The sequence below is a fragment of the Pseudoalteromonas sp. T1lg22 genome, from assembly GCF_002964645.1.
Taxonomy (GTDB): domain Bacteria; phylum Pseudomonadota; class Gammaproteobacteria; order Enterobacterales; family Alteromonadaceae; genus Pseudoalteromonas.
Map to the genome: position 1 here is coordinate 111,374 of NZ_PQBY01000006.1, position 13,522 is coordinate 124,895.

General features: G+C 48.8%; 9 protein-coding genes. All 9 read right to left on the reverse strand.

What is annotated here, in order from left to right; genetic code table 11:
- Positions 1-2 precede the first annotated feature (2 nt).
- The gene (locus C2M24_RS02750) at positions 3-509 is read right to left on the reverse strand and encodes a hypothetical protein (protein WP_105213235.1); all 507 of its coding nucleotides are present in this window, start codon (positions 507-509) and stop codon (positions 3-5) included.
- Positions 509-718, reverse strand: coding sequence for a DUF2997 domain-containing protein (locus C2M24_RS02755; RefSeq protein ID WP_105213236.1), 210 nt, complete (start codon positions 716-718; stop codon positions 509-511). Before C2M24_RS02755 ends, C2M24_RS02750 begins: the two co-directional genes overlap by 1 nt.
- Complete coding sequence (locus C2M24_RS02760; protein ID WP_105213237.1) at positions 711-3,059, reverse strand: hypothetical protein; 2,349 nt, start codon at positions 3,057-3,059, stop codon at positions 711-713. The genes C2M24_RS02755 and C2M24_RS02760 overlap by 8 nt, the downstream gene beginning before the upstream one ends.
- The gene (locus C2M24_RS02765) at positions 3,059-4,765 is read right to left on the reverse strand and encodes a hypothetical protein (protein ID WP_105213238.1); all 1,707 of its coding nucleotides are present in this window, start codon (positions 4,763-4,765) and stop codon (positions 3,059-3,061) included. Before C2M24_RS02765 ends, C2M24_RS02760 begins: the two co-directional genes overlap by 1 nt.
- Positions 4,762-8,223, reverse strand: coding sequence for an AAA domain-containing protein (locus tag C2M24_RS02770; RefSeq protein ID WP_105213239.1), 3,462 nt, complete (start codon positions 8,221-8,223; stop codon positions 4,762-4,764). The genes C2M24_RS02765 and C2M24_RS02770 overlap by 4 nt, the downstream gene beginning before the upstream one ends.
- Positions 8,224-8,238: 15 nt before the next feature.
- Positions 8,239-9,828 carry an AAA family ATPase gene (locus C2M24_RS02775; RefSeq protein ID WP_105213240.1) on the reverse strand — a complete coding sequence of 530 codons (1,590 nt, stop codon included), beginning with the start codon at positions 9,826-9,828 and terminating at the stop codon, positions 8,239-8,241.
- A gap of 67 nt (positions 9,829-9,895) precedes the next feature.
- Positions 9,896-10,222 (reverse strand): hypothetical protein, encoded by a 327-nt coding sequence (locus tag C2M24_RS02780; RefSeq protein ID WP_105213241.1) that lies wholly within the window; start codon positions 10,220-10,222, stop codon positions 9,896-9,898.
- A 108-nt stretch (positions 10,223-10,330) separates the two neighbouring features.
- The gene (gene guaA / locus C2M24_RS02785; protein ID WP_105213242.1) at positions 10,331-11,908 is read right to left on the reverse strand and encodes a glutamine-hydrolyzing GMP synthase; all 1,578 of its coding nucleotides are present in this window, start codon (positions 11,906-11,908) and stop codon (positions 10,331-10,333) included.
- Between the two features lie 111 nt (positions 11,909-12,019).
- A complete protein-coding gene (gene guaB, locus C2M24_RS02790) occupies positions 12,020-13,489 on the reverse strand; it encodes an IMP dehydrogenase (RefSeq protein WP_105199653.1) in 1,470 nt (489 codons plus the stop codon).
- Between the last annotated feature and the right edge of the window lie 33 nt (positions 13,490-13,522).

Genomic DNA, 13,522 nt, shown 5'->3' on the forward strand with positions numbered 1-13,522 from the left:
GGCTACACCATCCGGGTCAGAACCAGTTGGATCTGGCCTTTACTGTTGGTAGTTTCCTTAATGGAGTACCCTTGGGCTTTAGCCTTGGCAATAGCCTGCTGGCGCGTTGCTTCAACACGGGCTTTACGTTCTTCTTCAAGGCGAATTCGTTCCTGCTCGGCCAGTTTTTCCAGATGCTTTTCATAAGCAGATTCGTAAGCACCACTCAAATCAGTCAGAAATCTGGAAACCTTGATATAGCCCTTTTCTGAAAAGCGATCGACGGTACGACCTGCGTACTCATCTGAATCATGCATCATTACCCAACGATCTCGCTCAAACCGAAATAGCTGGCGGCCGTTGTAATCACTACGATTCGTTAGAATATCCCCAATCTGAAGTCGATTGCGCTGAATAAGATCAACATCACTTGAAGTGACTCTTTGTGGTTCAGCCCCAACCGCTGTCAGAGCCTCCATCAGCACTTCTTCAATCACAAATGGAGTAGCAGTTTTGATTACAGCACTCATCAGGATTTCCCCCTGAGCGACTGAACCCGAGCCGTTTGTTGAGGCTGCTGCAGAGAATATTCATCGGTCTTCTTGACGCTGCTGACGACACCTTCCAGATTGAGTAATTCATCCAGCGCTTCCAGACAGCTTTCGCCTTTGAAGCCACTGGTCTTGGCAGAAATGGCACCATCCTCATCAATTGTCAGGGTAATTTTCTGCTCAGGCATTGGCAGACTCCTTGTCGCATACAACTTTTGCGTTCAAGCGTATAGCATCCAATCTGGCCTGATTAATCTGATCAGTATCAAATACCACCAAATAACGATTCTGCTGATATTTTCGTAGTTCCGTTCCTTCTACGGGCAGCTCTTCTGATGGCCACAGGAATTGGTTTTCAGCAGCTGTATTACCTTTCAGACCGAGCTGTTTGGCAAAGGCATCAGATGCTTGTTTCGGCTGATATACAAACGATGAACCGTGTTCATTCAGTGCTTTTTCTGCTCGCTCCTGTTCAGCTCTGCTGCTATCCAGTGCTTTTTGAGCCTCCTGAATATCACGCTCGATTTTCTTCACGCCTTGTTCATAATCAGCCAGGCAGCGTTCAAAAGCACTGTAATGCTTTTTCCAGACCTTTTCCTTGATGAATGTTTTCCAGTTGTTTGCCTGCCTTACATCCATGGCTTGCAGAGCTTCTCGTTTGACTTTTATACAGGCCTGGCGAGCCTGTTGTTTTAATTCTTCACGTCTGGATTTGGCTTGTTGAATAGCCTCCTGTCGAGCCTGCTTTTCCAGCTCATCAGCGTCTTTTGGTGCTGCCAGAGGTATCTCTGGCAAAGCTTCTGCAAAAAACTGTTCAGGCTTGAGGTCGTTGACTTCGATCTCATTCACCTGCTGAACTGTCAGCTTTTCGGCAGCTGCAACCCAGCTATCGCTGAATTTTCGCTCAACCTGCGAAGTGGCCTCGGCCTTATTCTTTTCCAACTGTTCAAGATCAGACAACTTCTGTTTCAACAACTCGTTCACCTTCGACTGTTCGGCTTTTAATGCATCACGACGCTGCTCCCAGCGCTGGTTTTGCTCGGCTTTATCCAGCTCCTGCTCAGTATCGGCACCACGCTTGCGAATTTTATCCTGCAAGGACTCTAATTGCTGGCGATGCAGCTCTCGTTCTGCCGGTGTAGCCTTTGTAACGGACCAATCCTTAAGAGTAAGGATTTCCTGATTCAGGGATTTCACCGATTGTCCCTGCCCGAGTAAGAACCCTTTGATAAAACCTCTTAACTTGTCAGCGATGCCTGCTTGCTGTTGGTCGATGTTGGACTGGGCAGAAGTCAGTACTTCAAGTCGTTGCTGCCAATCTTTTTCTGAGCTTTTCCAGGCCTGATACAAGTCATCCGGCTTTGCACACTCCGGACAGTAAGGTGGGTGTACGACCACATCATAATCAATAAAGTGGGCAAGCTGGCTGCGTTGCCAAGCCGTCACCCCGGATGCCAGCTGTTTGGCATCATCACTCAGGAAGCTGTCGATACTCTGGGTGCTGATATCCTCAAGCTCGATTTCACGAACGTCCTCAACTATACATTCCAGACCCGGTTGTTCAGCGAAACGGAGTCGTTGTTGATAATCGCATTCGCCTATCGCTGTTTTGGCTTGATATTGCCAGGCGGCCTCCTCAAAGGCCTGTTCGTATGCTTGCTCAAGTTTATGGCTTTGCTGTGTTGATAGCTTTAAGCACCAGTTGGCAGCAGAAAAATCCGTTTGATCTGGCAGTAGCCAGTTACCCTCATTCGATAACAACAATGAAGGCATCCGGTTATCGCTAAGCACAACGCCTGTACGAGCCTGCTTTGAAATTTCACTGGACTGAGTTCCCAATAGCAACCGCCAGCTGTTGCCGGAAGCACTAAAGCCGGAATGAGTAGCAGCTTGCAGATGCTCCAGCGTATCGCTCAGGCAATCGTGTAAGGTGCCGCATAGCTGATGGGAGTGATTGGTAACGACAGCGCCATCCGGATGCTGAACGCTGGATTGCTGCTGGTTCTGTTGCAGGTATTCCTCGTTGCTGTGCTCCCAGAACAGTTTACAGAAGCTACGGAAACTGTCATCGATCTGCTGCTGTTCCAACTGGATTCCCCAGGCAGGTTGGTCAGCAGATACCAGTGGCTGACCAGACATCAACAGCCACCCTTGAGCCTGAGTGGTGGTGTGATCCACCAGCATCAGAGCACCTTTCTGGCTTACGCCTGTGCGAATAAGACAGCGGCCAGACAACACGTCAATTGCCACCTTGTTGGCATTTTTCTCGCCCAGCAGCAGATAAATACGAATGCCTTTTTCTGCCTGCTCTTTGATGGCCTGAATCAGCGATTCGTCTTTCAGTTGCTCACAGGCAATCAGCAGGGTCAGACGAGCCATGGAGATAATCCGGCTGAGAAACTCACTATTTGGCATCGGCAAAGCACTACTGAAGTCTGCATCAAACTCCTGTTTGCTGAACAAAGCCGGTAAATGCACGTTCTGGTAATCGATTCGAAATTGTTCCTGACGAGGTACGATCCGTGTCATCAAAAAGCCTCCGCTACGGTGTTATTGATCTGGTCTTGCAGATATCGAGGCAGCGTTGCCACCTCTTTCGGAGTGAAGGTCGGTGAGCCATCAACAATGAATTTCCCACTATTCTCGCGAATAAAATCCAGCCCGCTGCTGCATTCCCAGCACCAGGTGTGCTCCGCACTGACCAAAATCCAGTAGCGACCGTGGTTATCATTTTGCTTTTGCAGGATTTCGCGCGACCAGTTTGGTGGCAGTTCTGCTTCTTTTCCGTGTTGCCTATCCAGCGTCAACAGCAAGCCTTCGGCATCTGCAAAACGAGCAGCCACATAACTCAGGTTGCGGCTCTGACGTGAGGTATGTACATAACGATCTGAATAGATGATGTGTTCAATGTATTCGCCTCCTGACAACTGTTTAAACAGATCATCGAGAGCCAATGGATCACCGTTTACCAGACTGATCGGCATGCGTAGCTTACGGCTTCTGGACGGAGTCAGATCGGCCATCGCCGCAATATGCCAATACGCCAGTGGCTGACTTTCGCGAGATAGCTCTGACAACAATGACTGCTGTTCTTTAAGTGGCAGTTCAAAGTGATTCAAGGCGATATGGTCCAGCCATTCTGACTGCTCTTTTCGAGCCACTGACGATGAGTGGTACTTGCTGCTGTAGAAGTCTCCCAGCCAGAAACTCTGCCAATCTTCAGCATCGGCCTGATCAGCTGGCTGAATGGGAACATATTTGGCCTGAACCGACTGAAATCCCCCCATATTGGTCTTCAGACCTGTGCGATTCAAACTGCCGATCTGGAATTTCTGCACAGCTGATGGATAACGCCGAATCGACTCCAGCGAACTCTGCAAGCGACGGTCTTTAGGCAGCCAGTGGCCGTCGAATTCTCCAGCGATAGCCGCCATGACATCGTCCAGACGATCACCAAAATCGTCAATGGAGAGAGCCAGAGCTTCTGGGCGTGAGCCGGTTTTGTTCTGTTTGAATTGCAACATATCCAACTGGCCTTTTAGGCTGACTAGCGACTGCGAAAAGTCGAGCGTCCATTCAAGCTCAATCTCTGCTGATTTTTCGGGCGAGCAAATCACTTCGGGTTCGAGCGATGCCAGCTGCAGGCTGTAATGCTTAGGCTCAGTCTTGTTACGATCGACAAAGGACTCTTCCAGAACGTTCAGCTGTACAGGCTGCTTTACTTGGAATTCTGACCGAGCTGCGTCCGCTCCTTTTTTCCAGCCTTTCATATTGGGAGCAAAGAACGCCGTATCTCGCTGCATCAAGACCGGACGAGTTCTCAGCAACGGATCATTATCTGTGTACCAGATATGATAAAGACCTCGCTCTTTAGCTTCGAACAAGCCGCTATCAATAACTTGCTGACCTTTATCCGTGATTCCGGATTCATCCCACAGCGTTTCTCGCTTGAGATATGCCTTCAGTCGAGGCGGCATATCAGCAGAATTGTTTTGCATGCCCTTTAACAGGGACACCAGATCAGGTCGATCACGCAAGAATGTAACCTTGGCGATAATGGGAAAACGCTTTAGCTGAACATTTCGACTGACCGTTAAGGCTAGTGAGCCTTTTTTGTTTACATTCTCTTTGACAGGCGTGGAGTGGTTTTTAGCCTCACCTGCCGGTTCATTAGCGTCAGCGATTCCTTTCAAGTCTGAAAAGGAACTCATCTGGTGTTTTTTATGGTTACTCATGATCGAGACTTCCCTTTCTTACCTGCATTGTGGTGCGGTTGTTTTTGGCTATTTTCAGTCAAAACATGGCAGGATTCTGCGAGTTTCTTTAGCTCCAGCGTACCGGAGCCCTGAGAGAAATATTCATGATGCCCGACAATCACCAACTGGTAACGGGCACGGGTAATGGAAACGTTAAGACGGTTGGGCGAGTCCATAAACCCATCACGATGGGTATTCACCATCGACAAGAACACCACATCCGCTTCCTGACCCTGGAAGTAATCCACCGTCGCCAACTTGATCGATATGCCTTTGAAATTAAACCGTGCATAACGATAGGCATTACCCGGCAGCTTTTGAAGGGCTTCCCGCAGGGCTTTTTCCTGACCTTTGTAGAAGGTCAAAATCGCAACGTCGAAGGCTTCGCCTTTTTTGTTTTTGCTTTTGCCTTCTGCCCAATCACAAAACGCTTTCAGCTCAGTCATCAGAGCCTGTGTTTCCTGCTTGTTACTATTGCCCCGTAATGTGGTTCCCCGAATGTCCAACCAGATATTTCGGGAGTTATATCGCGGATAGTTCCAGGTTCGGTCGGAAGTCGTTTTGCCTCCATCGGCCAAAACACCTTTGGGGTAAAATTGCTGTCGAGGGAATGCCGATATATTCGGATGCATCCGATGTTGATAGGTCAGCGTCGTATAGCGTTTGGACTTCTCAGAAGCATCAAACCCCTGATTCAAGGTCGTTGGTTCGTCGCTCTTACGTTTGACCAGTCCATCCCCCGATAACGCCTCAAGAATCGATGGGAAGGCAATATTTTTGAGTACATGAATTCGGCCATCAGCTGATACTGACTTGGGGAGAAGCCGATCCAGAGTGTCCTCCAGATAGCCGGTTTTTCGCTTCTGGTTGGCAGATAATCGCAGCCAGTACTCACGCTCCAGACGCCAGCACACTTCTTCCGACCATTTAGTGCTGTCGATACGGTCGAGCAATTCTTTATGAACATGAACGGTATCCGTGTATTCAGAGGTCTTAACCTTGAATGGCTTCCAACCGGTATCTGTGGTTCTATGTTGCGCCGCCTGGGAAGTGCGAGGCCAATCGGGATGTAGCACCAGCATATCCTCAGGAACCCATCGAGCCAGCTCTCCCAGACATCCTTCTTCGACAAAACATAGATTGTGACGATACAGTTGAGCCGGCTTCTGCTGAATTTGTTTAACCCCAACCTGATGGCGATCAACATTACGTCCCTCATTTACCATCACGACCAACAGGTTATCGAAACCCTTGGCAAGTTTTGGCAGCGAAGTACGTGTTCGAATTTCTTCAACCAATGCGTTTGCAACATCACGGGTAACAGGCACCAACATTGGCTGTGAATAAGGAGATTGATGATTGCCTCGCAGCTCTTCCAGCAGGAAACAGGCCTGCTGGACTGCTGCAGAAAGGTTCTGACCCGGTGTTTTGCCTTTGGGCGGAACCAGCATCAGATTTTCGAGGTTGGCAACGATCTGTTCACGATCAGTAAACGGTGATAGCTGACGCACATCGCCTACCAATACCCAGCGTTTGGCGAAGCGGGCGGGCACCAGGAATTCCTGAAAGGTGGTTTTACTGCACTCGTCGATGATCATCACATCAAACGGCGGTTCGCCGGTATCCAGTGACACCTCGCGATCATTGAACAGTCTCAGGATACCTATGGTGGTGCCGCAAACAAGATTGGAAGAATCCACCATTAGCTGTTTGCTGAGATTCTCGCAGCCGTTCCCTTTTTTCAAATCATCAAACAGCTTATCAAACTGGAACCCTTCGACGCCGATGGCATTGTTTTCATCACCGATACGCAGCGGAAAGATCTGTGCCGACAGTGCTGGATTTTCCTTGATACGTTCCAGAACGTTGTTGATCGCGGCATGGGTCGAAGCTGACAACAGAACACGCTTGCCCTGCAACACCAGCTGCATGATCAGTTCAAGAATGGTGGTGGTTTTACCTGTGCCTGGCGGGCCATCCAGAATGGTGAAATCTTCGGTCGCCAAGGCTTTGGTAACAAAGTCACGTTGACGGTCACAGCCATCGAAGTTGGGATCTGTCAATACTGTCCATCCGGACTCCGGGATTTGAAACGGTTGCACATCAGGCCAACGAGTTTGCTCACGTTTTTGCAGCATATGAATCAGCGGCCAATGGCCTGCTGAAGGGCGATTCATCAGTTGGTTGATGGCGTCTTTCTGGCGCTTGAGCTGGCTGGTATCTACGCTGACGCGAATCTCAGATGTTTTTCCCTGTTGGGATGGATAGTCGCTGTTCCAGTTTTTCTTGCCTTTGATATTTCTAGCCAACAGGATCTGGCGCTCTTCCTGGCGTGCTTTAAGCACACGAAAACCATCATCAAATTTGCCTTGAGTCGAGTCCAGAATTTTGATGTTTTGGTTATCACCAAAAAAATAATCCAGATCGGATTTACCGGTGTCGTCGCCACCTTCTTTTTCGAACAGCTGAATCCATTTTTCTTCGACCCTGGCAGACTCCACCGCCCAAGACAGCAGAGGAAAAGCGGAGCATTTCAGAACATCTGAATCCTTTAGCTGTTCATTACCACGACTTTCCAATATCAGAACCGTGTCGCCTTTTTTGCCGGTACTTTCAACCTTCAAATCCCAGTGATCACTTTGTAGGGGGTGGCTCTGACACTGAAAGTGAGCACAACCCAGTTTCGCCAGTTCTTTATTGGTGACATCTTCCAACTTATGCCCATCCAGTTGTGGCCGCGATTCTGAAAACAGCAGCCAACTATTACCTTTGGATTTGGCTTGCCATTGCTTAAGCCAGGATTCTCCCAGCCCCTTGATCAGGGTGAAAGGCGTATCTTGTCCGCCAATCGACAATTTGCTGTTGGCTTTCACATGGCCTTGCAGAGTCAGACGAGCGCCATTCTGCTGCGTCACCTTGCATAGCTGACCATCGATATAAACCGACTCCAGCTGGTCAATCTGAACGGCCAAGGGGCGTAGTTCCAGCTTGTAATTGCTCCATGAGATCGGGTCATCATCTAATTCAAGGTCAGGCAAATACAGCTGGTAATCCGAGGCGTTATAACCACCGTCGGGTATCTCAGTCTCTCGCCGTCCTTTGCCTTTGCCCTGTTGAATTGGATCGTTCTCATCCGGGTCGAAATCAGCATCGGGCAACTCATCATCAACAGTGAGGATCTCAAACCAGCCTTCCTTCCCAGCCACTACTTCAATTTCACTCACCGGTAACAGCTGCCAGATCTTGTTGTCAGGCTTGAGTTGATAACGCTTGTTTGCGACCGGCTTCCATTCACAACTGACTTCCTTGTTCTCCAGCGCTTTGATGCTGTTGTTCAGGTAATGCATAAACGGCATCAGAACATTGTTGGTCTGATTGGCCAGTGTTGCAGCCTTGAATCCTTGCTGTTCAAGGGCAGTAAAAAACGGGTTTTCCATAACAAGCTGTCCTGATTATTTTCTGACGAACGGGTTTTCGCCTTCCTGTTTGAGACGGGGCTTTTTGCTGTTGGAAAGCTCCAGTGCTTCTGGCTCGGCAGAGCTGGCAGCCACTGCACGTCCCTTCGCCCATTCACGAGAGTCCTTAATCATTTCAGCCATGGTCAAAGACAGTGGAGAGGTGGCCTTAATGGCCTTGAGGATATCGTCCTTGTTTAACTGGTGGCCTTCGTCGAAGGCCAGAAACATGGCTTCCTTGACGGCTTCTTCCAGTTCAGCCCCGGTAAAGCCTTTGCTGACAATCGCCAACTCATCCAATTCGTTTTGAGTAAAATCATCTAGGCGATTTCGGCGCTTCAAGTGAATCGAGAGAATGTCTTTGCGGTCTTGCTGCACCGGTAGATCCATAAAGAAAATTTCATCGACCCGGCCTTTCCGCAGTAACTCAGGCGGCAATTGTGCAATATGGTTGGCAGTCGCCACCACGAACACCGGTTTTTCTTTTTCCTGCATCCAGGTCAGAAAAGTCCCCAGTACCCGCGAGGTGGTTCCACCATCGGTTGCACCAGAACTTTGCATGCCCGACAGGCCTTTTTCGATTTCATCGACCCAGAGAATACTGGGTGCCAGCGCTTCGGTAGTTTGTAGTGCAGAACGGATGTTAGCCTCAGACTGACCCACAATACCGCCGTAGATTTTGCCCATATCCAGACGCAACAGAGGCAGTTGCCAGGCATTCGCCACTGCTTTGGCGGCCAGGCTTTTACCTGTGCCCGGCAAACCGAGCAGCAACACACCTCTGGGAGTTTCCAGGCCAAAATCACGGGCGTCTTTGGTGAAAGACTGACGACGGCGATTCAGCCAGGATTTGAGGTTATCGAGGCCGCCGATATCGTCAAGCGTGGCTTTCGGATGAAAGTATTCCAGATGTCCGATCTTGCGAATCACCTGCTCTTTTTCTTTAACGATAAAAGGGATTTCAGATTCGGTAAGACGTCTGAACTGGCAAGCTGCCTTTGAGAAAGCCAGTTGGGCTTCGCTGGTTGAGAGACCTAGTGCAGACTCGATCAGAGCGGATGACTCTTGATAGTCCCTGTCGCTCAGTTCATATCGCTGCTTGGCCTGTCGCATCAGAGTTTTGAGGTCATCTGTATCCGGTAATGGCATTTCCATCACCTGTACCTCTTTCTCCAATTCTGGAGGCAGCAAAGGAGTAGGCTGGGATAACACAACAGTGACGTTATTGATTTCACGGCTGGCAACGGCGATCGCAAATGCACGCAAGCGGCTGATCAGGGTGTGCTCATTCAGGAAATGATGGAAGTCTTCCAGAAGCAAGATGAATCCAGATTGGTCTTGCGAAGATTCAATCAGCCACTCCAGGACTTCATGAGGCTGTTCACCTTCATCCTCGGATTCCCAGGAATTGTCATCGAAATCATATTTCCTCAAGCCCTGCGGCATATTCCATTTGTAGAGGTCTCTGTTCAGGTCTGTGGCAGTTTGAATGCAACAGGCGCGAATCCTCAGGGTTTCGTGACTGATGATTTGAATAACCGGTGCCGCTGTTTCCGTATTTAGCTTGAACAAATCCCTAAATACCACTGTCTAACCTCCTTGTTGAATTGCCAGTAACTATAACTCATGGCAGATGTAGTAAACATTAGAAATATCAAGACTCCGCCAACACCCAGGCGGAGCTTCTGGCCCTGACCCACTGTAAATAATCCGCACAGACTGATCCCGCTGCAATAATCGGCCCCTGTTCATCCAGCACTGGGATACCCTCCAGATGATCGAGAAACGGCGTCAGCATACTGGCTGCCATGCTGTAGTACTCACCGGCCAGCCACTGGCTCTGGCTCAGCTGCTGTTCAACAATCGCAATAAAGCCACGAGCCGAAAGTCGATAAAGGAGGGTACGCTCCGGGCGATGGCGCACATGCAGCGGTGCGCCGACACTCGGGCTGGCTTCCCTGCCAACCGGCAACGGCAACATGTTTACATCCTTACGAAGTTATTACAGGCTCAGGTTAGCACGTTAAGCAGGGCACCCTGTAATTCCATCTACCAAGCAGCATAATGCCAGACGTTTCCGGCCTAACAATTATTCCCACTCGATAGTCGCAGGTGGCTTACCTGAGATATCGTAAACTACGCGAGAAATACCGTCGATTTCGTTGATGATACGGTTTGAAACCTTACCTAGGAAGTCATACGGTAAGTGTGACCAACGCGCGGTCATAAAGTCGATGGTTTCAACGCAACGTAGGCTCACAACCCAGTCGTATTTACGGGCATCACCCATTACGCCTACCGACTTAACTGGTAGGAATACAGTAAATGCTTGCGACACTTTATGGTAAAGATCTGCTTTATGCAGCTCTTCGATGAAAATCGCATCGGCACGACGAAGCAGGTCGCAGTACTCTTTCTTGATTTCACCCAGTACACGTACACCTAGACCAGGACCAGGGAACGGATGACGGTAAAGCATGTCGTAAGGCAGACCTAGCTCTAGACCTATCTTGCGTACTTCGTCTTTGAATAGCTCACGTAGTGGCTCAACAAGGCCCAGTTCCATATCTTCAGGAAGACCGCCCACGTTGTGGTGTGACTTGATCACGTGCGCTTTACCTGTAGCTGAGGCCGCTGACTCGATTACGTCTGGGTAGATAGTCCCCTGAGCAAGCCATTTCGCGTTTACGCGCTTGCCAGCTTCTTCGTCGAATACTTCGATAAAGGTGTGACCGATGGCCTTACGCTTGGCTTCTGGCTCGTCAATGCCTTCAAGGGCTTTCAAGAAGCGCTCTTCTGCATCAATCTTAACTATGTTCAGACCGAAGTGGTCGCCGAACATGTCCATTACCTGTTGGCCTTCGTTTAAACGCAGTAGACCGTTGTCAACGAATACACAGGTCAGCTTGTCGCCAATGGCTTTATTGATAAGCATGGCTACAACCGATGAATCAACACCACCAGAAAGACCTAGAATAACTTCGTCGTCACCTACTTTTTCTTTGATACGGGCAATTGCATCTTCGATGATTTGCGCCGGAGTCCATAGTTTTTCACAACCACAGATATCAACGACAAAGCGCTCAAGTAAACGCTGACCTTGTAGTGTGTGCGTTACTTCCGGGTGGAACTGAACGCCGTAGAAGCGCTTTTCTTCCCATGACATGGCCGCATGCGGACAAGTATCTGTTTTAGCGGTAGTCGCGAACTGAGGTGGAATTGACTCAACCTTGTCACCGTGGCTCATCCACACATCCAGCAGACCCGCGCCGTTTTCACCCAGGTGATCTTCAATGGCGTCGAATAATGGACAGTTACCCACTTTTTCAACTTGCGCGTAACCGAACTCTTTCTTATCAGAGCCGTGTACCTTACCGCCCAGCTGCATGGCCATGGTTTGCATGCCGTAACATACACCAAGAACCGGCACACCCGCTTCAAATACGTACTCAGGCGCGCGAGGGCTGCCTTGCTCTACCGTTGACTCTGGGCCACCAGATAGAATGATACCTTGTGGGTTAAATTCACGGATTTGCTCTTCCGTTACATCCCAAGCCCACAGCTCACAATAAACACCAATTTCACGCACACGACGGGCGATTAATTGCGTGTACTGTGAACCAAAGTCTAGGATCAATATACGGGAGTCATGGATATCTTTGCTCATTGCGATCTCATCTAAATTAAATGAAATTGGATTAACGCTAATGCTTTTTCGTTAATCAGAAATTAGTAAGGGCTAGCAACTTGCTAGCCCTGTTTTCGTCTAAAGTGGCAATTAGCCTAGACGATAGTTTGGCGCTTCTTTGGTGATTTGCACATCATGTACGTGTGATTCACCCATACCTGCGGCAGTAACACGTACAAAGTGCGGCTTAGTATTTAGTTCTGCAATCGTTGCACAGCCAGTTAGACCCATGGCACTGCGAATACCGCCCACTTGCTGGTGAATAATATTAGCGATTGGGCCTTTATATGCTACACGACCTTCAATACCTTCTGGTACAAGCTTTTCTTCTGATTTAGCATCTTGGAAGTAACGGTCTGATGAACCTTCTTTTTGGTTCATTGCGCCTAAGCTACCCATACCACGGTATGACTTATAGTAACGGCCTTGATAAAGTTCAACTTCACCTGGTGCTTCTTCTGTACCGGCTAGCATTGAACCAACCATTACCAGTGACGCGCCAGCAACAAGTGCTTTAGCAATATCACCAGAGAAACGGATACCACCGTCGGCGATTACCGGAATATCACGGCCTTGTAAGCCTTCAACAGCATCTGAAATCGCGGTAATTTGTGGTACACCACAACCAGTTACGATACGAGTCGTACAGATAGAGCCTGGGCCAATACCTACTTTAACGGCATTTGCACCGGCATCAGCTAATGCAACCGCACCTTCAGCCGTTGCTACGTTACCGGCAACGATTTGTAAATCAGGGAAAGCTTCGCGTGTTGCTTTAACGCGGTCGATAACGCCTTGTGAATGGCCATGCGAGGTATCGATAAGTAAAATATCAACGCCCGCTTCAACCAATGCAGCGATACGCTCATCGGTACCTGCGCCAACACCAACAGCAGCACCCACACGTAAACGGCCTTGCTCGTCTTTACATGCGTTTGGCTTATCTTGTGCTTTTTGGTAATCCTTAACCGTGATCATGCCTTTGAGTTTAAAGTCATCATTAACAACTAAGATTTTTTCGATACGGTGCTCGTGCATAAGACCTAGAATGGTTTCGCGGTCCGCACCTTCTTTTACCGTTACTAGCTGGTCTTTTTTCGTCATTACTGTCGAAATTGGCTGGTCTAGTTTGGTTTCAAAACGCATATCACGGCTTGTTACGATACCAACTAGGTTGTTATCGGTATCAACAACAGGGAAACCTGAGAAACCTTTATCGTGTGCTAACTCTAAGGCACCTGCGATAGTCAGATCAGCAGTGACAGTAACAGGGTGAGAAACTATGCCCGCTTCGTAAGTTTTTACCTTACGAACATTCGCTGCTTGCTCAGCGATGGTCATATTTTTGTGGATAAAGCCAAGACCACCTTCTTGTGCTAACGCAATCGCTAAACGCGCTTCGGTAACTGTGTCCATAGACGCAGAAACGATTGGCAAATTCAGTTCGATTGTTTTGGTTAGACGAGTTTTAAGGTTTGCTGTATGTGGTAATACAGTTGAATGACCTGGTACTAATAGTACGTCATCAAAGGTTAAAGCTTCTTTAGCGATCCTAAGCATTGGCAACTTCTCACGAATTGGTGATTGGGTGGA

What these genes read in the sequence shown, in the direction of transcription:
- C2M24_RS02750 (WP_105213235.1), bottom strand. Translation starts at nt 509, where the DNA reads ATGAGTGCTGTAATCAAAACTGCTACTCCATTTGTGATTGAAGAAGTG.
- C2M24_RS02755 (WP_105213236.1), bottom strand. Translation starts at nt 718, where the DNA reads ATGCCTGAGCAGAAAATTACCCTGACAATTGATGAGGATGGTGCCATT.
- C2M24_RS02760 (WP_105213237.1), bottom strand. Translation starts at nt 3,059, where the DNA reads ATGACACGGATCGTACCTCGTCAGGAACAATTTCGAATCGATTACCAG.
- C2M24_RS02765 (WP_105213238.1), bottom strand. Translation starts at nt 4,765, where the DNA reads ATGAGTAACCATAAAAAACACCAGATGAGTTCCTTTTCAGACTTGAAA.
- C2M24_RS02770 (WP_105213239.1), bottom strand. Translation starts at nt 8,223, where the DNA reads ATGGAAAACCCGTTTTTTACTGCCCTTGAACAGCAAGGATTCAAGGCT.
- C2M24_RS02780 (WP_105213241.1), bottom strand. Translation starts at nt 10,222, where the DNA reads ATGTTGCCGTTGCCGGTTGGCAGGGAAGCCAGCCCGAGTGTCGGCGCA.
- guaA (WP_105213242.1), bottom strand. Translation starts at nt 11,908, where the DNA reads ATGAGCAAAGATATCCATGACTCCCGTATATTGATCCTAGACTTTGGT.
- guaB (WP_105199653.1), bottom strand. Translation starts at nt 13,489, where the DNA reads ATGCTTAGGATCGCTAAAGAAGCTTTAACCTTTGATGACGTACTATTA.